The sequence below is a fragment of the Anabaena sp. WFMT genome (genome assembly GCF_051781005.1).
Classification (GTDB): Bacteria; Cyanobacteriota; Cyanobacteriia; order Cyanobacteriales; family Nostocaceae; genus Anabaena.
The window spans coordinates 102,264-123,061 of sequence record NZ_JBPWOA010000054.1 but is presented as its reverse complement, the minus strand read 5'-3'; the positions used below and the strand labels follow the sequence as shown (position 1 = coordinate 123,061).

Annotated in this window: 16 protein-coding genes; all 16 read left to right on the top strand. The window is 37.1% G+C overall.

The window, feature by feature from the left end:
• Positions 1-17: 17 nt before the first annotated feature.
• Positions 18-2,303 (top strand): hypothetical protein, encoded by a 2,286-nt coding sequence (locus tag ACSQ6I_RS26790; RefSeq protein ID WP_438893227.1) that lies wholly within the window; start codon positions 18-20, stop codon positions 2,301-2,303.
• 649 nt (positions 2,304-2,952) lie between these two features.
• Entirely contained in the window at positions 2,953-4,107 is a 1,155-nt protein-coding gene (locus ACSQ6I_RS26785; protein WP_127055511.1) for a hypothetical protein, read from the top strand.
• Between the two features lie 2 nt (positions 4,108-4,109).
• Positions 4,110-7,499 (top strand): hypothetical protein, encoded by a 3,390-nt coding sequence (locus ACSQ6I_RS26780; protein WP_127055512.1) that lies wholly within the window; start codon positions 4,110-4,112, stop codon positions 7,497-7,499.
• A 5-nt stretch (positions 7,500-7,504) separates the two neighbouring features.
• Entirely contained in the window at positions 7,505-10,294 is a 2,790-nt protein-coding gene (locus ACSQ6I_RS26775; protein WP_127055513.1) for a pPIWI_RE module domain-containing protein, read from the top strand.
• A gap of 608 nt (positions 10,295-10,902) precedes the next feature.
• Positions 10,903-11,772: a bifunctional DNA primase/polymerase gene (locus tag ACSQ6I_RS26770; protein ID WP_438893238.1), complete on the top strand. Its 870-nt coding sequence runs from the start codon at positions 10,903-10,905 to the stop codon at positions 11,770-11,772.
• 9 nt (positions 11,773-11,781) lie between these two features.
• Complete coding sequence (locus ACSQ6I_RS26765) at positions 11,782-12,249, top strand: hypothetical protein (RefSeq protein WP_438893226.1); 468 nt, start codon at positions 11,782-11,784, stop codon at positions 12,247-12,249.
• Position 12,250: 1 nt separating this feature from the next.
• On the top strand, positions 12,251-12,685 hold the full coding sequence (locus tag ACSQ6I_RS26760; protein ID WP_438893225.1) for a hypothetical protein: 435 nt from the start codon (positions 12,251-12,253) through the stop codon (positions 12,683-12,685).
• Positions 12,685-13,431: a hypothetical protein gene (locus tag ACSQ6I_RS26755; protein WP_438893224.1), complete on the top strand. Its 747-nt coding sequence runs from the start codon at positions 12,685-12,687 to the stop codon at positions 13,429-13,431. Before ACSQ6I_RS26760 ends, ACSQ6I_RS26755 begins: the two co-directional genes overlap by 1 nt.
• Positions 13,410-14,117, top strand: coding sequence for a hypothetical protein (locus ACSQ6I_RS26750; protein ID WP_438893223.1), 708 nt, complete (start codon positions 13,410-13,412; stop codon positions 14,115-14,117). Before ACSQ6I_RS26755 ends, ACSQ6I_RS26750 begins: the two co-directional genes overlap by 22 nt.
• Positions 14,114-14,725 carry a hypothetical protein gene (locus ACSQ6I_RS26745; protein ID WP_438893222.1) on the top strand — a complete coding sequence of 204 codons (612 nt, stop codon included), beginning with the start codon at positions 14,114-14,116 and terminating at the stop codon, positions 14,723-14,725. Before ACSQ6I_RS26750 ends, ACSQ6I_RS26745 begins: the two co-directional genes overlap by 4 nt.
• A 225-nt stretch (positions 14,726-14,950) precedes the next feature.
• Positions 14,951-15,829 carry a ThiF family adenylyltransferase gene (locus ACSQ6I_RS26740; RefSeq protein WP_438893221.1) on the top strand — a complete coding sequence of 293 codons (879 nt, stop codon included), beginning with the start codon at positions 14,951-14,953 and terminating at the stop codon, positions 15,827-15,829.
• A gap of 148 nt (positions 15,830-15,977) precedes the next feature.
• Positions 15,978-16,295, top strand: coding sequence for a hypothetical protein (locus ACSQ6I_RS26735; protein ID WP_190714834.1), 318 nt, complete (start codon positions 15,978-15,980; stop codon positions 16,293-16,295).
• Between the two features lie 220 nt (positions 16,296-16,515).
• Positions 16,516-16,821, top strand: a complete 306-nt coding sequence (locus tag ACSQ6I_RS26730; RefSeq protein ID WP_190714836.1) for a hypothetical protein — start codon at positions 16,516-16,518, stop codon at positions 16,819-16,821.
• A gap of 186 nt (positions 16,822-17,007) precedes the next feature.
• Entirely contained in the window at positions 17,008-18,441 is a 1,434-nt protein-coding gene (dnaN, locus tag ACSQ6I_RS26725) for a DNA polymerase III subunit beta (protein WP_190714838.1), read from the top strand.
• 234 nt (positions 18,442-18,675) lie between these two features.
• Positions 18,676-19,980 (top strand): DNA polymerase III subunit gamma/tau, encoded by a 1,305-nt coding sequence (locus ACSQ6I_RS26720; RefSeq protein ID WP_190714841.1) that lies wholly within the window; start codon positions 18,676-18,678, stop codon positions 19,978-19,980.
• Positions 19,981-20,456: 476 nt separating this feature from the next.
• Positions 20,457-20,795: a hypothetical protein gene (locus tag ACSQ6I_RS26715; protein WP_190714844.1), complete on the top strand. Its 339-nt coding sequence runs from the start codon at positions 20,457-20,459 to the stop codon at positions 20,793-20,795.
• Positions 20,796-20,798: the final 3 nt, after the last annotated feature.

Genomic DNA, 20,798 nt, shown 5'->3' with positions numbered 1-20,798 from the left:
CAAATGGATATATTAATATGTTTGATGAAAGAGTAACACAATTAGCAACAGGTTATCAAAAAACCGTTGACCATATAATTGATGAACTTCAAATTACAGCCTCAGTATTAGCAGAATTAATCCAGGCTTTAATAGATAAAGCTAGAGAAAAATTGCAGCAAGAACTAGAAAACCTATCTGAAATTGAAGTACAAATAGGAAGTGAGAAATATCGGCTTGTTCCAGATGAGGAATTTCCTGGTGCTTGGAAATGGGAATCTGCCGAAATGTCTGATGTCCAAGCACAGAATATCGCCAAGCTGTTAATGTTAACAGCAGCAGATAATTCTCGAGACATCACAGATATTGTTCTATATAATAATAACTCTTCCTTAGCTATCATTGCCACTATTGAATCAGGTGATAAATTAACTGTTTACCAGCAAGATAATCAAGGTAAATGTCGTCATAACTGGGTGACTGAAAATTTAGACACTGAGGAAATTATTGCTGTAGTTTATGAACCCATAATTCGTTATTTACCTCCTAGTCAAAATTCCACAAGTAATAAAACAGAGTTAAAGGAAGAGTTAACAACAATTGTTGATGAACTGTTAGGTCAACTTTTTGGAAATCAAGATATTGAAATTCAAATTGTTGATAATACTACAGAATTGGAATTTACAACATCAATAGAACATACCAGAGAAAGTGTTGTAATAGAGAGCGAATTTACATCTGTTTTAGATTCACCATTTGAAGAAGAGACTTTCATATTTTGGGATGAAAATACTCCATTACCAGAACCACCAGTAGATGATTCACCAGAATGGGATGATACGAGAGATATACCTATAGCTGCTGAGACGACATATACAGAAGAACATCAACCTGATTTTATTAATAAACAAGTTTCAACGCATGAGATCAAATTTGAAGAAACAGTCACAGATACAACACCTAAAACTGATACTAATAAAAAGAAAAAGTCAGATAAATTTGTTGAAACAACAGAGGAAGAAATTGAAACACCAAAGCGCAAAGTCGCTTTTACACCAAACTACAATGGTGTGGTTTCATCTCCAGCAATAACTTCTCAAAATCAGAACTGGGTTAGGGAAGTAGAAGTTCCTATTAAAAAGGATGTTGCAGCTAATTGGCAAAGATTTCTAGGTTTAACCTGGCTGAAAATGCGGCATAAATTGAAAGTTGAAAATGCCAAAATCGCTGAAACAGCAGTTGAATTTCTCAAGGCTTATGGAGAAACTTTAGCAGATGGTTCTAAAATTTACAGAAGTGATGCTTTTGTAATTAGAAAAGAAGGTGAAAGATATAGTATCCATCATCGGCGTGATGAACTATCTAACTTTTCTCATTCTCTGATGGAATTTACTGTCAATTCTCGTCAGGAGATAAAAATTAAAGTTCATCCTACAAAAATGTTAGCAGTAGAAAGACAAGAGTTTTTGATGGTAGCTGAGAAGATTTCGGGTGAAAAGAAATTACCACAACTACAAAATGCAGATATCAGAGATATTGCTAACCAATTAGGTTCTTTAGCACCTGCTGGTACTTTTGCAACGTTGGAAAGTTTTAGAAAAACTGAGGTTTTGGGTTTACTCAATTCGGCTTTACAACAAGCTAAGACTGATACTTTAACTATAGGAGAATACACTATTTCTAGATCCAGGGATGTAGAAGCTGGGGTGGCACAATTACGGCTACATAAAACTAATCATCAGGGTGAACAAGAAGAAATGGTATCTTTTACTCTCCATAAAACAGCAGAAGGTATTATTAAGCAGGTAGATTATCTTAATATTAGCGATTGGGATTTAACACAGTTGAAGTTTATATCCCGCAATGCTCATTTGTTTGATTTGGAGAAGTATGGTTTAGTTGATAAAACAAGGGATGGTAGCAAGGAGGTTAAGAATATTGCTGATATATCTGTTCCCCTACATCCTGCACTTAAAAAGGTATGGCAGCAAGTGGAAAGGGATAATTCTCATATTAATTCTTCTCTCATTAATGCAGAAGAGGTTAAAAGTGGTATTCGAGATAAAGTTGAAAAATCTCAGGAGATGCTTTCTGTAGGTGAACAGAGGGAATTGTATTTTCAACTGTTGATTTTACAGAATTTAAAAGGTGATAATCTGCAAAGTAAAATGCCACCTTTGAGAGATATAACTAATGATTTGGAAAGGTGGCGTAAGGAAGTAGTTGCAAATAAATATACGCCAAAAGTAAGTATAATATCACAAAATATGGATGCTAAGAAGAAATCAAACAACTATAGAAATGTTACTGAATATTCTCTATAAACAAAATATGTAAATTTTTTACCTGTAGCACGGAGCGTGTTAATTACAGGTCTATTCATAAATATTTATTGCCAAATCAACCTCTTCTCCCTCTATACAGTGGAGTCGCTTCTCCATCTCGATATCACTAATACCAAGCATTTCGGCAGCACATCGCAGAGAAATTTTCTTCTGTTGAGGACTTACGCAAGATTAACGTATTTTCGTCATTGCGACGGTTGGGAAGCAATCTCAAACCCATATTTTTCGTAGTGCCTCTTGCGGAATCAAAAAGTAGGAAGCGAATCGCTCGGCGAACTGCTCCAAGAAACGGAAATCTAATGCCCGACATACAGCAGTTTCCGAAGCCTCTCACCCAGGCTTTCATAGTTCAACATACCTTTTTAAAATCAAAATTAATAAAATGTTTATATTTACATAGCAACCATATAATCTTAACAAAAGCTATACTGACAGTGTAAACCGAGAAAGTACCGTTGAAGCCAAGCGTTATGGTTATTAAAGTTTCATAGTCACCAGAGATTGGAAAGACACGACTGTGAGTATGAAGAAGCCAAAACTACTAGTGGGAGGACTAAAATTTTCAATTGTCCACTGTACATAACTAAACTGCTATCTTATTTTGTATTTTATTTACTTAACCGAGACTATGAGTAATATACCATCTCTAGATTCACAAAAAATACAAGCAAAAAAGATTCTCACCCGAATAGCAGTAGGGTTAGTTGAGCAACAAGAAAAAATCACTAAAAGAAATGCCTCTCCTATTACCAGTTCCAATGAACACATCAAATCAGGGCTTGAACAATTATCTGTCTTGTGTATAACTCATAAAAGCATGCCACCTTTGCATCACAAAGAGGTGGTTAATTGGCTGCACCAGCCTGTAGAAGATTGGCCCGGAGTCGGTCAATTAATGGCTGATGCTAATCTTTTTGGCTCACTTTTATTTCTGGGACAACCCACAGATTTAGCTTATGAACTAAGTGAAAGAATGCTCTCAGGCAATCCTGAGATAGAAATTCAAGACATTCCTTTTAAGGATATTCTAGAATACTGCTCAGAAAATAAGTTAGATGAGCAATATATAAGAGCTAGGCTGTTTCTAGTACAAAATCCTTATTTAGAATGGGGAACTAAAATTATCAACAGCGATTTAGACTGGGAACCTGAAATTCGTTCTTTATTGTGTGCAACTTATGAACGTATCCCTCTAAATTGTCGAGTTAAACAAAATGGAGTTGAACAGATAGCATTATGTCCCAGATGTGGGTGGACTTTGGAGTGGCAAGGCTCTTCACGGCATCGTGCTGTTTGTTATAGTGATTTGTGTTCTCGCCTTGTTAGTGATATAAATACTCCTCAACAATGGATACCATATCGTCCAGAATCAATGCGAACTATTCGCGGTATCCAGGCTTCTGTAGTAGCTCCAGAACGGTCATTAATCCAATTAATAAATACTCTAGTCAATCTAGGCTTAGATTGCTCCCTTTGGCCCAGTATAGATAATTATGATTTGATGATTAAATTCCCAAATGGGAAAGTTTGGGCAGTAGATATGAAAGACCAAGCAAATGCTAGAGAACTGGCTTGGTCTTTAAAACCTTTAAAACAATTTCCTGCCTGGGATAAAGCTTTTTATATTTTCCCGGATTACAGATACAAAGGTAAATATAAAAAAGTATTTCAAGCTGTTTGGGATGTGAGATGTCAAGAGAATTCTGCTCTTAGAGATATAGGTATTTTTTCAGTCAAACAATTTGTTGGTCAAGTTAAAAATTTTAAATCTTCTAAGGAGTAAAAATGAGAGACTGGCAAGATTGGTTAACAGAGATTAGCAAAGAACTCCTCCGATTAGGTCAAGATGATTTAATTCCTGTTACCTTTACTAAGACAGAAAGTAAGAGATTTTTTGAGGTTGAATTAGTAATAACCCTATATGCCGAAATTTATGAAAGTGCTAGCTACAGTAATATTAAAGAAGCTTGGAGTTTATTAACAAACTTCATTCCGAACGAATTAAAGAACAATCAGAAGCTAATAGAAGCTTGCACAAGAGTACGTCATAGAGTTCGGTATATTCGCACAGCAACAGCTTGGAAAAAATCCCTTCTGTGGTATAGTCAACAGCCTCTAAGCATCAGGCTCTTCGACATATCCTTAGAATCAGGAACATACACTAGGCAACCTGTAGTTAATTTTGTTCCGCAACGCGTAGAAACTATAAATAAGGCATTGAATGAACCAGCCAAGCATAAGTCTATATCGCGAAATTGGGCTAAATCAGAAAAAGAATATTGCTTTTATGTTAATTCAGAGGCAACTTCAGTATTTATTCCTACTAAACTCATTGACGGAATGAAAGAGTGTTTATCTAATATTAGTACCACGGCAATACCAGTTAGTGAAAAACAAAGACGCTCTTCTCCTTTATCTCCTTTGAGAATCAGATTATGTGATTTAAGGGAATCAGCAATAAAACTTGAAGAAAAACTACCTGGACGACAATGGAGTGAAAGATGGAAACAGTTAAATTCATCTCTATCTTTAATAGAAGAAAATTTACAGCTTACGAATGAATTCACAATAAATGGTATTTTTCATTTGTTAGGACCTACTGGTTCTGGTAAAAGTACTCTTATCTATTTACTGGTACACCATTTGTGTGAAAAATATTCAATCAGCAACCAAAATTTCCGAATCTGCATTATTGTTAATACAGTAACTGATGCCATTGATATGGCAGCAGATTTTATCAAAGTCGGCTTATCTGCTGCTCCAATACTGGGAAAAGCTAGAGACTCCCATCAATATCAATATGGAATGGCTCATGCTGATAAGTTACAACCTGAAGATTTATATCAGCCCTACAACTCAGTAGAAGATACAAAAAATGCAGAATTATTAGATAATCCTGCTCTCCCTTGGCTAACAGGGAAATGCATTCTTTCAGGACTACTGAGTGAGGTTTCTATTCCAGCGGGTCAAGAACCTTGCCATAATTTAGTAAGTCCTGATGACCTCAAAAAACAAGAAAAAAATTACTCAAATAAAATTACATATCATAGTTGCCCATTGCTTCCTATCTGTCCAGTTCACCAAGCAAACCGTGATTTAGTGAATGCCTCTATCTGGGTAGCTACGTCTGCTGCTTTTATCTACACAACAATGCCAATAGAATTGGTAGGAACTGAAATGCGGGTACTAGAAGCTGCTTATCATTACTGTTCCTTACTAATTGTTGATGAAGGGGATAGGGTACAAGTATCAATAGAAGATGACTTTGCTCCATCCAACGATTTAGCAGGTTCTCAAACAGCTATACTTGATTTCATTGAACACACTATAGCTGAAAAATCTTTTTATTCAGGAAGAACACAACTCAATGACCCCCGTTATCACGAATTAAGAGGAGTTGCTAGGGAAGCCTCACGATTATCAGATGGAATATTCGTTAGATTATTTGACAAAATACATTTACGGAAATGGATAGGCGAAAGACCTCTTTATAATTCTCTAATTTATGAACAATTAATTGAGTCTATACGCAATTTAGTACCAGATAATTTCCCAGAGACAGATTTATCAGAAGTTTTGTCTTTTTTAGAGGAGGAATTTAAAAACTACTATCTACTCCCCTCATCAAATGGGTTAGAAGATAGTGAAACTATCGAAAATGATTTAGAAAAGTTAGTCAGCGATGTTCGAAATGATAAGGGGGAAAATTTAATTAAAAAACTGAGAATTTGGCTACAAGAACGTTTACCTTGGCATCTTCCTCAATCACCACAAACGCAACAAATATTAGAAAGGTTAGAATTTAGTGTGTTGCTAACAGCAATGGATCGACAGGTAAACGAACTGGTTCGTTACTGGCTCCTTGCGACAGCGGAACTAGGCAAAGGACTTTCTTTAAGCCAAAATCCTCCAGAGGAGTACATAGATTTAAATGTAGAATCACCCCTCGGTCATCTGTTAGGGTATCAATTTGTAGACCAAACAGAGGAGAAAACTCCAAGGGGCTTACTAAGATATTTAGCCTGCTTCGGTTTGGGGCGTTATTTGCTATTGAACTTTCCATATCTATATGTAAATTTAACTGGCGATTATGGACCTCACACGCTAATAACTAGTGCCACCTCTTGGTCGCCTGGAAGTCCCCAATTCAATATTGGGATTCAACCCCATGCAATTCTATCTCCACCCCTTGAAGCAGTTGAAGCACTGTCTAACAGCTATTTTGAATTCATCCGAGTTCCAGACAGTAGAGGAGAAGCAATAATAGTTAGCGGACGCTCTGGGAGAGGACGAAAAGATAGTCTACTGCAACTTACTCAGTATCTAGCTTTTGGCAGTGGTGGTAAAGACCGAATAACACAAGAGTTAGATTACTGGAATTCTCTTGGCACACCAAGAGCTGTCATTCTAATTACAGGCAGTTACCCAGAAGCACAGTTAGTCGCTAGAGAATTGCAAGAATCTAGCAGGTGGAGAAATCGGGTAGATTGTCTTCAATCAGACAGAGACGAAAAAATTGCTGAATGGCTCCTACGACGAGGACAAGTTGAACAATTTTCAACAAGAGGGCGTGATTTATTGGTAGCACCTTTAGGAGCCGTACAACGCGGATATAACATTTTGTCACCAATAACCAACAAAGCCTACTTGGGTAGTGTATTTTTTTTAGTACGCCCTTACCCAGTGCCAACAGATTTCGGTAGGCAAATTAGAGCGATAAACCGCTTGGTATTTGATGATATTTTACAAGGGAGTAATATTTTACCGTCTAGCTTAGGAGAAACGGCAGCAGAAGCGATCGCTAAATTGCGAAGCCTGTCTTACAAAAACTGGCATCGACGACTCAGAGCTTCACATCATGGCTCGGCTTCCATTGATGTTGATTTTTGGCATGAACTTCTTTGGGATCAAGCTGTTTCTATAGTACAGGCTTTGGGCAGAGCTACCAGAGGAAATGTTCCTACAAGAGTCTTCTTCTGTGACTCAGCATTTTATCCACAAGGTGCAGAACGTAGTCTCCTAAAAGGATGGGTAGAAATTTTTGGAGAGTACCTTTCTCCTAATAGCAATAAACCCCAGGTAGAACAACAATTAGCCAGAATTTTATATGGATCAATTTATGACCGTCTAAAAGCTCTGGTAGAACATTTAGAACATAATAGCAACGGACGGTAAATAAAATGACTCAAGCACAAGAACAATTACCTCCCATTGACAGGCTACAGACTTTAGCTTGGTTATTCAATGATAATTTTGACCCTTTAGTCATGGGAGAAGTGTATGGATTAAGACTGCCGGTAACTTGGATAGACATTATAAAAGGTCTAGCAGATGTAGACCATACTCCTCCCATACTCAGTCTCTATGCAGCTTTAAGAGGTTGTGCCTCTGACATTCTCTACATTTTTCCTAACTCCTTTTCTCGCGTTCCAGAAATTAGACCAGAGTATTGGATAATTGTTCATGCTTATAGTGGTTTAATTGATTTAAACCAATTTTGGGCAATTATACAAAATTGGTTGTCAGTCAACTATGACCTGAAAGTAGTCAAATCCGTCCTAGCTGAGATAGAGTCAGGTCGTGCAGAATTAAATTGGGAACTCATAAATTTAAAAAATGCTCCCTTTGATGTTCTAGAAGTGGTCTTGCCTGAACTCATAGCACGCTGGTTAACTAGAAAGGGATTTCAGTTAGGTTTAAGGAATGCTAATGGTCATGAAGAATATTGGCCTTTAGTGGTGTCTCCATCTACTGGCAAAGAGGCTTATCTAGTTACCTGGCCTCCTATCAACTATTCACCTTCCAATAATGCTGAACAAGTAGCTAGGTATTCATATTACTTAAAGTTTTATATCGCTCCTCCTAACGGCAAAACTCCCTACTTGTTACTATTTCAAGCAGGTATTAGACGCTATATTTCTAAACCTATGACTGCTTGGGATAATCCAGGAAATCAACCACTTCCCGGTGCCAGACAAAAAATATTCCTGCCGAAAGGAGAAGACAGCAGCGTTTATGTAGCAATGGAAAATTTAGGATGGCTCAAGCCAAATTCAGATCCAAGTGTAGAACGAGAAACTACTCTAATCAACCTCAAGTTAATGCGGCATGACTCGGTTATTTGGAAAGCTAGAATTGACAAAATTTTGGCGATGATAGCTCCTCATATTGATATTCCAGAAGCAATGCAGTTTTTAAGCGACCCCGCAAAATATGCACCACAATATTTACTATCACACAGAACGCGACTAGGTTCTCACCCAGTAGGAGTTGGGCTAGAACCAGCTGATAGATTTGAGTTATTTGAAAGATTAACAACAGCTTTACCGCCTGGAGTAGTGGCAGCGCCAATCATCAATAAAATAGACTTTAGTCATTGCAGAAAACGACGACTTTCTAAACATAAAGAAACATCTACCATTAGTGAGCAAGTTTACCGGATTAGGATTTCATCTAATTCAGTAAATACTTTGTTAGAGGTGTTGAGAGAATTTTTAGAAAGCAAACAAGTACAAGGAACTGTTCAAGAAATAGACAATGAAACTTACAAATTTACCAACTGTTTAGGAGAAAGTTATTTATTGAAAGTAGACAAAACTCCCTTGCCTAATGAATGGCTTTCTCCTTTATCTTTAGGTGGTTCTTATTCTGGCCAAGCCAAAGCAGCCGCCAGCAAAAATAGAGCTAGACTAATCGAACGCCAACTGCTAACGCAGCCTAAACCTAGTAACGAAAAACGAGGTATTCTTATCGAGTTAGTTGATTACCGAAAATTCGACAAGCAAAGGAGGTTAACTGACCCAAAAGCAGCAATTCGTTGGGGACACGCTTATGCAAGTTGGGTAAGTCAATTTTTACAACCAGAAACGGAATATATCAATCCAGAAGAATTTGCTCCTATAGATTCTAATGACGAAAAACAAGTTAAAAACTATGAAAGTAAAAAGAACAAGTTAAATACTCAAAAAAAAGCTTACAAAGCAAGGTGCTTAAATGCAATTTTAGATTTAATGCGCCAGTTAAATTTCCCTTTAGGTATACCCTTTTATACGGGGTTTTATCAAACATCACTGCCTCATAATTTAGATATAATTGCTATCAAAATAATTCGTCTCAACGCTCGAAGTAAAGGAGAAACAAAGGTAGTTATCCCTATACTTATCAAAATCCCTTCAGAAAATAATTCATCTCAAATGCAAGTGTCTTTACCAGGGGATTATGGGCCGACTTGGATGCCATATGATGAAAGTTTATTCACGGTAGCCATGTTTGAGCAGAAGTATAACTCAAACTATACCTCAGAGCAGATAAAAAACTTTGTGGGGCGAGCTTTTGCAGATTTAGAAATAAAAAATCCAACTCTACTATTATTAGATGACCAAAATCTCCGCCAAGACCTTCCTTCACTTTTAAAACTTGTGTCAGGAGACGAGGCAAAAGACCCAAATAATCTTTGGCATCAAAACAAACTTCTTTCTTGCCAAAATCCACAACTTCTGCGTGTAGCTAGACTACGATATTCCAGTGATGGTTTGGTAGCTCACGTTTGTCCTATATCTGGGTTTAACAGGTATAGTGGCATTTATCATAACCCGGATTTTAGCTCTGCTTTTTACTCAATAGGTCGTTCTCCCCAATCTGCAAAAAGACCAGCAAGTTCAAGGCAGCGTGATAGAGTATCAAAGCCAGGATGGAACCAATCCGCGCTAGAAATTTCTTGGTTATGTCTCCAATCAGAAGATAAGCCAGAAGAATGGACATTAGTAGTACATAGATTACGAGAAGCTTCTCCTTTTCTTGACACAGAAATAGTAACTTTACTACCACAACCAGTTCATTCTGCCAAACAAATTTCTGAATATATATCTAGGCTAAATGTTGAGGAAGAATTTGATGATTTTGAGGATGATTTATTAGATGAATCTGTAATAGAGCAAGCCCCAGAATACATCCAATTAAGCTTATTTTAGTACCCCAAAATAAATCATAACTTACATGGGTTACTTGATATGGTTACCAGTAGCTTAATTCAACCAATCTGTTTGCGTTGGTCATAACTACGTGGAAGAAATGCAATAGACTCACTTTATCCTTGAAATCACAATTTATTTAGTTTATACAAGATATAATATAAACTTACCCAAATTAGTGATATGTGACCAAAGTCTGCTAACGCAGACATTGCTGAAAAGTCTAATGGAAAAGATGAATTTTCTACTTTCACTATTTTTGTGTGACTTAAAGGAATTGTTTGCAGTTTTTTAAAGGATAAAGTGGTTGTTGTCAGTTTTTGGTGATCATAATAGTCGTAACCTTTCATCATCACCAAAAGTTACCAAGACCCGAATTATGGTTCAAGTCACAGCAATCGCAACAGGTTTTGCACAACGGAAAAATAAGCCTTCCAGCTTAATTGGAGCAGCCACTTTATCCTTTAAACAAAACAATACTCCTCATCGACTCTAACCAAAAAGGCCTATTTTTCATTCAAGTCAGAAACTGCCAACATTTTTATCCCATTTGCAACCTCAACCAAAATTAAAACCCATGCTGAAAAAAACCACAAACCCAAAAACTAATTGACACCTTAAAACTACTCCCCCCACACTGGCCTATCATCCCCACCCAAGGAAAAAGACCATTAGGGTATCAATGGGAACAACACCCCTGGTCTCCTCAAGCATTGCTGAACCAACTCCAGCAATATGAGAAAGTACCAGTCAGAAACCGACATCACGGGTTTTACAAAGTAACCCCCACAGGTATAGGTATACTTTGCGGTCAAAACTCCCAAGAATTTTTAATCGCCATAGACTGTGATGGATACAGCGCCCATGCAGCAATTATCGCACATCAACCACTACCCACTACAGTTGCATTTACATCGGGACGACCAGGAAGGGCGCAATATTTACTGAAATTACCAGGTAACACTCACCCTCACCTCAAATCCCGCAAAATCACCACCGCCCCCGGTGAAGTTTTAGAATTTAGAGGTACTAAACTACCATCAATACTTCCCCCCAGTATTCATCCACAAACAGGTTATTATCGTTGGCTGAGTGGTTGTCGTCCTGACCAAGTTGAAGTTGCGATCGCACCATCTTGGATAATCGAACAAATGACCAAACGTGCGAAACCACCAAAAAGAGGCTACCACAAAAACAGTAATACCTTACCAACCAATCGAGAATTTACAGGTGAGGATACAGAAACAGCACTGCTACTACTAGAAATTATTCATCCTCGCTTTGCAGATAAATATGATTCATGGATCAAGGTAGGAATGGCTTTGAAATCAGTCAATCCTACCCTACTTTCTGCTTGGGAGGAATGGAGTCAGCTATCAGCTAAATACACACCAGGGGAGTGTGAATACAAATGGCAATCATTCAGGAAATGGGGAATGAATATACAGATTTTACACCGTTTAGCTAATCTTTCCTAACTACTAATTATGTCAAAAATTGAAAATCAACAAATTGTAGATGAAGATGTAGAAACTGACGATAACGATGCTGATTTCACCACCTCATTCACAGAAACTGATGTTGTTAACGTAGCATCTGAAAAAGAAGATAGATTTGATTTTGACAGCAACACTATCATCTTAGGCATCCAAATTTTACCAGCTACTACAAACGATTTACGGCAGGTATTAATCACGGCTGGAATCAAGGAACAACCACCAATCATGCAAGTTAGTACACTGCATGAAATCGAACAATATCCAGTAATAGCTGAAGTTTTTACGAAACTAAAAGCTATTTTACCACAAATAGCAGAACAAGCCCAACAAAAAGAAGCTCAAAAACAGAAATTATCTGTCAACCAATCAGAGAATAACAAAATTGTCAATCCTCCTGATTTACCACCAACTAATCCTCACAAAACTAAACCCTCTAATCAATTAACACTGTTTTAATATGCCTCACATTTTGATGATTGAAGGTCAAGAAATACCCATAGCTGATGAAATTGCAGCTACTGACGAAACTCTCCGCAATGCCCTGACACCATTCTACCCAGAAATTGCTCATGCAGAAATTACGCGAACGGATAAAGAGGGAATTACCCAAATTCGCATGGTCAAGAAAGCAGGTACTAAGGGTTTAGGTAATATCCTCCAAACCTTAATTACCAGCGAACATCAATTTAACCCAGCTTTACTATTAAGTTGGCAAATCAAAATATTAGAAATTCAAGGTCATCTGAATATCGAAAATCTGCTGTTATTACAAGATGAACTAACAACAGCAATTACCACTGGGAGAGAATGGCAAACTGAATTAGAGAAGAGTTTAAATATTCTCAAAAAATCTCCACCTATACCTTCACAAATACCAATTTCCGGCTTCTAATGCAGTCTCAATATCAATTGGCTGCTGAGTCTTTGAAAACATACCAGATTCCCCAAACTGTGCAAGAGGGAATTTGGTATTTAGAAGAACTCAGCGAACAAATTAATTACCTCAGTCTCTACAAAGAACTGTTCCCCAGTGAATGGTCATCCTCAACGACTCCCTTGAGACAACATTCACATCCCAGTGTTTACAGTGACCTAGAAATTGAGTTTTTGGAACTGGTAAATGAGTGGTTATTTCCCATAGATTACCACGAAGATTTTCGGGAATGCACAGAAAGATACACAGAAATTCCCGTTTACTCCCAAAACATAGATTGGTGGGAAATAGGTTTAGAAGAACTCAGTTTCACAGAACAATTTCTATTATCAATTATAGGTTATGGACATCCTCAAGAAGATTGGAATTCTTGCTTTGGATTCATTCCTCATAAATTGGTAACGGTGGATAAAATAAATTGGGATAATCTTTCCTTACTATGTCAACAAACAACATCACCTTTGTCTCTACTTTATGATGTCATATCTATCATTGACCACAGTACAGAATGTATTTGGTTAAATGTCACCCATGAAGAATATGTCTCATTTGATTGGGAGCAAGCAGTGCTGAAATATTTAGCCGAACAATGGCAATTATGCCAAACATATTGCCAGAAAATGACGGAGTTTTCAGAATGGATTGAATCTTCTATTGACCATAGAAAACAGGTAATCAAACTATGGAACAAAGCACGGTATTAACTAACATTTTACCTCAACTCAACATTGGTGATATCTCACATTCAATTATTAACCAAACTACTCATACAGAAACACTGGCACATCTACTATTTCTGCCTGGTCAATACCTTCTAGTTTACAAAGAAGGAGAAACAACAAATTACAAATTTATCGCTCCTGCTGCATTGAGAGAAGCTTTTGCTGCTGAACCGATTGATTCAGGTTATTTACCAGTAAATACCGTGAGGTGGGGAAGATGCCACAAAGGAGAATGGTTAGTGCAGTTTTATCCACCACAACGTTCTTGCATCTCCTTAGAAACTACAACTTTAAAAATACCTATGCCGGGGTTAATATTTGCAGGATGTAATCGTCAATATTGGATTTGGGCTATTAAGAAATTTAACCAAAGTTCTCCACTGTTTTATGCACCTTTACCAAACGTGATGGAGAACGGTTCTATCTGTTTTGGTGAAAATTCTGTTCCCCATTGTTCCCTTGAAAATATCATGCAGGTATGGCAATTATTTTGGGATAGTGCTTTCAATCAAGATTCGGTGCAGGGTAAATCCAAATCATATCCTGAAGATGTGCGATTGCTTTTACAGCAACTACACAACAACAAATCTAAAAGATACCCCACACGGGATTTAGTGCCTTGGGGTAACAAAACCATTACCACTGCAATTGAAGAGATTATCTCATGACTATACCTGCACTTATCAATTATCAATTTGCCACCAGCACCGACTTACCACTGATAACAGGCAAAATGATGGAATACTGGGTAGCTGGGAACGGAGCGTTTGTCCGTGCTGCACGTCAAGGACTATCTGCGTGCTTTCCTATCAACCAATGCAGTATTCGCGGTTTACCACATCTCACACCCTACTTTCACCTGCAATATCCCTTAGTTTCCGCTAGGTTAACGTTGCAAATTTTACAGTTAGCTCAAAATGCGGGACACCAAGAAATACTCTTTTATCTCTGCTTTACGGACGGACAGTGGCATCTGCACACCCCAGAACAAACTGCCACATCTACCAGTGTAACTCCAGTAGAGGCAACCAGCTTGTTCTATGAGACTGCGATGATTGAGATACACAGTCACCACAGTATGAGCGCACAATTTTCTACTACTGACGACGAGGAAGAAGCCGGAAAATTCAGAATCTTCGCTGTTTTGGGTGAGATTTTCACTAATCCCCATATCTGCGTGCGGTTGGGTACATACAGCCACTTTTGGTACATCCCTGGTGACTGGGTATTTGAGTTACCAAGTTGTTTAACATCCAATTCAGTAGTATCTAAATGATTACAGCAATTACAGGTAAATAAACCACAGTTTTTGTTTCGCGCAGAGTCGCAGAGAAACAAAGGCGCACCAGCGGAGCGAAGCACGAAGTGCGTTAGGAATCAATGTGTGATTTAAATAGTTGAAAACATCTGTAAATAACCACAGAGACGCAGAGAACGCAGAGGTAAAAATTCAAGGAATGATACCGCTACAAAACGGTTTTGATGTCACAGATATTACACCATGATGAAATTAGACCTATCTTTTGCTCATTCTGTCCCGCTTATGCTACCCGCACATAATCACGTTGAGTTTATAGTTGTGGGTGCTGGTGGGACAGGAGGTTTTTTGATTCCGTCGGTTGCTAGACTGATGCTGGAGATTGAAGCAAACAGCAACAAAACCACTTCTTGTATAGTTGTAGACCCAGATATCATTGAACCCAGAAACATCCCCCGACAGAATTTTCAACAGTCTGAGGTTGGGTTATACAAAGCGGAAGTCCTAGCAGCTAGATACAGTTTAGGATTAGGAGTACAGATTAGAGCGATCGCTAAACCATTCACAAAAAAGATTGTATCAACCAAATGGCGCAAGTTAACAGTTATTATCGGTTGCGTAGATAATGCTGCTGCGCGTGCTGAAATTAGCAATTGCTTAGACCAAACTTACTCAGGTTCTCTACCACAAATTTGGTGGTTAGATTGCGGTAATCATACTAATTCTAGTTCTGGACAAGTAGTGCTTGGTTCTACTAACCAATTTACCTTAGCAGATGCTTTTGATAATCTTCAAAAACCCAATTTTTGTTTTAATCTTCCCAGTCCTTCTAGACAACATCCAGAACTGCTAACCCCATTACCTGAAGAATCAAATTCAACAAGTTTATCATGTGCTGAAATTCAAGCACGAAACCGCCAAAGCTTATTTGTTAATCAACAGGTAGCTGTTATTGCTGCGGAGTATTTGCTGGCATTAACACTAACTAGAAGTTTGAGAAAATTTGCAACCTATTTCCATAATACTACAGGTTCTTGTCGTTCACTGTACACTTGCATGGATTCTCTGCAAAAGTTTACAGATGAGGAAATAATTTCACCAAGTCGTTCAATTTTAGTTTAGCACTACAGGATTAAATCACTTTCGCTGACGCGCTTCTTCCTTGGAGAAATTCAAGGGAGAAGATTATTTATAACACTTACAAAAATCCTTGAAACTCTTATTTTTTATGTATTTTAGGTCTTTGTAACTAACCACAGAGATAAAACCAATGCTCAACATTACTAGAGTACAACTTAGTGCTAGTGGATGGACTCTCAATATCCTTTCACCCAGAGTTGCTACTATCACCAGTCCTTTGGGACAAAGAAAAGTCACATATTTCGGTTTTGAAACTCAAGAAAAAGCAATTCAATTTAAACAATGGCTAATTGAAAATACCACTAATTCCTCTACTTATGTAAGAAAAGCAGAGAGGTTAAGTCAAAATTGGGAATGTAAATCTTGGAATGTACCAACAGAGTTAATTATTCAAATCGCCAAACTTGATATCAACCAACAAACCCAGTTTCAAAATCAACAGAATTAGTTTAAATAATAGGTATTTGACACGAAAACAAATAATTTATTATGCGCTACGCGCCAAGTATTTGATGATTTTAATCAGAAGGCGCAATCTCTTTTTTTAGATAGGTTTTCTAATTTTCAAGAGGTGTATACAGATAGAAATACTGTATACAGTCAACGCTTTCATTGTCAATCAGATAATCATACTTTCTTGCCAAAAATTGTACAATCTCTATCTAAACATGAAAATATCTCATTCATTTACAGCCAATATTACCAAAGACACCCATGTCAGTTCATACAGCAATAATAATCATCAATCCTGTTCATTTTTTGCTGATGGAGAAACAGTAACAATAAATTTCAATACTGATTGTCTTCACCAAGTACGAGAAACTATCAAAGCCCTTCAACATATTTATCAATCTCTTTCTCAACAACGACAACAACAACTTACCAATGAACTTGAACAGTTGACTCATCATTATCTCATGTCACTTTCTCCAAGTAATAACGGTAAATGTCACGCAGTAGAAATCAGTTCATAAACATACATCTTCGTTTCTGTAGTCTTTTTTATCTTAATGGTGTTTAGCGATTGATTAGAATTTACCAAACATGAATTCCAGAAAATAACTAATCTGCATACAAACTACAGGGTAAATAAAGGTGTTTAGTAGCAAACTAAGCACCTCTTATTTCATTACTTCATTGACATTAAAGAACCCACAATTATGAAATTTACAATTTCTCAAAAGGAACTGGCTGATACCCTCGCTGTGGTTAGTTATGCTGTACCTAACAAACCTCACCATCCTATTCTCAACAATATATTGTTGGTTGCGGATAAGCACGAACAAGAAATTTTAGTGACTGCTTTTGATTTGAGTTTAGGAATTCGAGTTCAATGCAAATCTAGAATAGAACTAGAAGGTAAAATTGCTTTACCTGCTAAATTATTCACCCAAGTAATTTCTAGTCTTCCCAAACAAGATATTATTTTGGAAATTGTAGATAATGCTGCCATTATTACTCACTCCTGTGGTAAATGTCGAATTCAAACAGTTAGTCCTCAAGAGTTTCCATCTTTGCCAGAAATTGAAGGGAAGAATATTATATTACCAGCAATTAAGTTGTTACAAGCATTAGAAGGAACATTATTTGCTGCTAGTCATGATGAAAATAAACAAGTTTTAGCTGGAGTTCATTTCCAATTTACTAATAGTAGTTGGGAAGCAGCAGCAACAGATGGACATCGATTAGCAGTTGTTTCTGGAACGATAGAAACAGATGAGCAATTGACAGAACATGCACAAATTGAAGCTGATTCAAATACAGTAGAAGTCACAATTCCTCAACCTACACTAATAGAATTACAAAAGATTTTAGGTAGTGTAGGAGATAACAGCGAATGTACTATTAACATTGACAATGGAATTGCGGTATTTACATTACCCAATATCCAAATTACCACGAGATTATTAGAAGGAGATTATCCGAAATATTCATCTCTAATTCCCCAACAATTTCAACATCAATTTATTGTTGATAGAAAATTATTTGATAATGCTCTAAAACGAGTGGGAATTGTCGCTGACCAAAAGAATAAGATTGTCAAAATTATCTGTGACTACCAGCATCAACAAGCAACTTTATCTACTGAATCTTCAGATATAGGTGGTGCTGTGGAATCTTTGAATATTAAACCACAAGATGATTATCAGCAACAATTAGTCATGGGGTTTAATATCAAATATATGGAACAGGCTCTCAAATTTCTACCTACAAATGAGGTATTAATTAATATCAACCAAACTACAACTCCTGTGGTTATTACTCCTGTTGATGGCATTCTCAATCAATTAATTTTGGTAATGCCAGTTCAACTTATTAATAATAACAGCACAGCAATAGAAGAAGATGCTTCAGATGATAACGAGGAAGTTATCGTTACAGAAAATATTTCGTCAGTAACTGAAGTAAATGAGGGAATAAATGTAGCGGCTGAAGCGGTGGAAATAGAAGAAGATATCAAGGATAAAAATGATGTGATAAAAACAGATTCTTCTCCACAGAAAACTACAGCAGAAACTAGAACTAATTCTCGAACTTCTGCCAATTCTACTCCTAAACCTAGAGGAAGGAAAAAGAAAGTCGCTGCTGCATAGAATGACTGAATAAAAAATTGCAGTAGTTTAGATTTATCAAACCAAACCTCAATACTTGTCAGTCAAAAGTAACGCAAAATTTCTCTTCAACCCTAATTCCTCTGTGTACTCTGTGTCTCTGTGGTTCGTTACATCAAATCTGTTTTAACAACCACACCAAAAATTACTCACACCCCAAGTTTATTACTAATACATGAGCTTGGGGAAATTCAACTTATCTACTTTTGAAAAAACATGACATACCAACCACTTCACCTGAAATATCGTCCCCAGTCTTTTGCTGAACTTGTTGGTCAAAGAGCGATCGCAACTACTCTCACCAATGCTATCACATCCCAACGAATTGCCCCGGCGTACCTCTTCACTGGACCTAGAGGTACAGGTAAAACTTCCAGCGCACGCATATTTGCTAAATCTCTCAATTGTCAACATGGTGATTTTCCTACTCCTACACCCTGCGGCCTGTGCAATTCCTGTACCAGCATTTCCAAAGGTTTATCTCTGGATGTGGTGGAAATAGATGCTGCTAGTAACTCTGGTGTTGAAAATATCAGACAAATTATTGACCGTACTCACATTATACCTGTCAATAGTCGCTACAAGGTGTTTGTTTTAGATGAAGTGCATAGCCTCAGTTCACAAGGATTTCAAGCTTTACTCAAAACCTTGGAAGAACCACCAAAAAATGTAGTGTTTATCCTCTGCACCACAGAAATTCACAAAGTTCCTGCAACAATAATTTCTCGTTGTCAAAGGTTCGATTTTAAAAGAATTGGTGTTGAGGATATGATACAACACCTCAACCAAATTGTGAATGAGGAATTAATTGATATTACTCCACAAGCATTACGTCTGGTAGCACAAATCTCTTCTGGTTGTTTGCGGGATAGTCAATGTTTACTGGATCAATTGAGTTTACTAAATATCACCATTGACCAAAATTGGGTATGGGAAATGGTGGGGAATGTGCCTGAGTATGAGTTGCTAACAATGGTGGAAAGAATCGCTGAAAATGATAGTAATTCAATCATTACCATCATTCGGAATTTGTTGGAATGGGGTAAAGAACCTTTAATAATTATGCAAAACCTCACTAGCTTTTATCGAGATATGTTGATTGCTAAAACTTCTCCTAGCAGTAAGGAAATGGTGATGCTAACTGAAGATACTTGGCAACAATTGTGTCAAATAGCTAAAGATTGGGAGACTACAACTATTTTGGCAGGACAGCAGCACTTGAGACAATGTGAAGTGCAAGTAAAATTATCTACTCAACCACAGTTATGGTTAGAAGTTGCTATTTTAGGTTTACTACCTGCTGCTAATTCTACAAATTCGAGTCAATTTATTCCCATTGCTGAAAATCCACCTTGGACGAATTGGAAAACACCTGCTGATGCGATCGCTTGGGGGCAACAGAAACTACCAAATATGAGTCTTGAATCCCTGCAAGAACATTGGAATTCTTTGATTCCAGTCAATGGTAAGAAAGCTCCTATTTGGGTAGAAACGGTACAACAATTAGCATCTTTTCGATAAAAGATTATCAATGAAAATTAAAAATTCAACAGTAGCTATTCAACTAAATACAGCACTTTTAGAGTAAATGAGGTACACCAATTTTAGGAAGTAGATTTAAAACTCGAAATTCAATCGTTACTGTATCTCATAAACCTTGAATCTGCTGTAATTACCACTTCCTTTTTACTGTCATACCATTTCTTCGTGAGACTGCGCCAAATTTTTTGATTTTCTCTCTGTGTCTCTGCGGTATGGCTAACGCCACGCTTCGCGAACGTTAATCTTAATTTCGCGCATCTTCATAAAGAATTGGTATCAGTTTACCTATCTCCTTCCTTTTCTTTTGTTTTCTTCTCTTGTTTTCTCTTCTTCCTTCGTGTTCTTCGCGTCTTCGTGGTTTAATCAATATTTTCTAAAAGAAAGAGAGTAATTAGTCATTCGTAATAGCTCAGTCTATCTATTTCAAATTATTTGTTACCATTGGAGTAATAATCATGCAAATATCTTGTCAATCTAAAAGTGGAGAATCCTGCACACAAAGTTTAAATACTTTAGAGGAATTATGTGAATTTGTCAAAAATCACCCGGTATCCTCTTACAATTTCCACATTAATTCTGTGATTTACCAATTATTTAAAATAACAACCTGTGAATGGCGTGAACATCCGAAAATTCTCCTGAATGTTCAAGGAAAAATCTTACCTCAAGAACTGACGATTACACATTTAGACGACTTTCACTATTTCTTATCTCAGTATCCGTCACCACAATATTTACTGGAAATCAATTCTGCACTTTTCAAAATGCAAAAGATAGGAACTATTGGTAAGTAACCA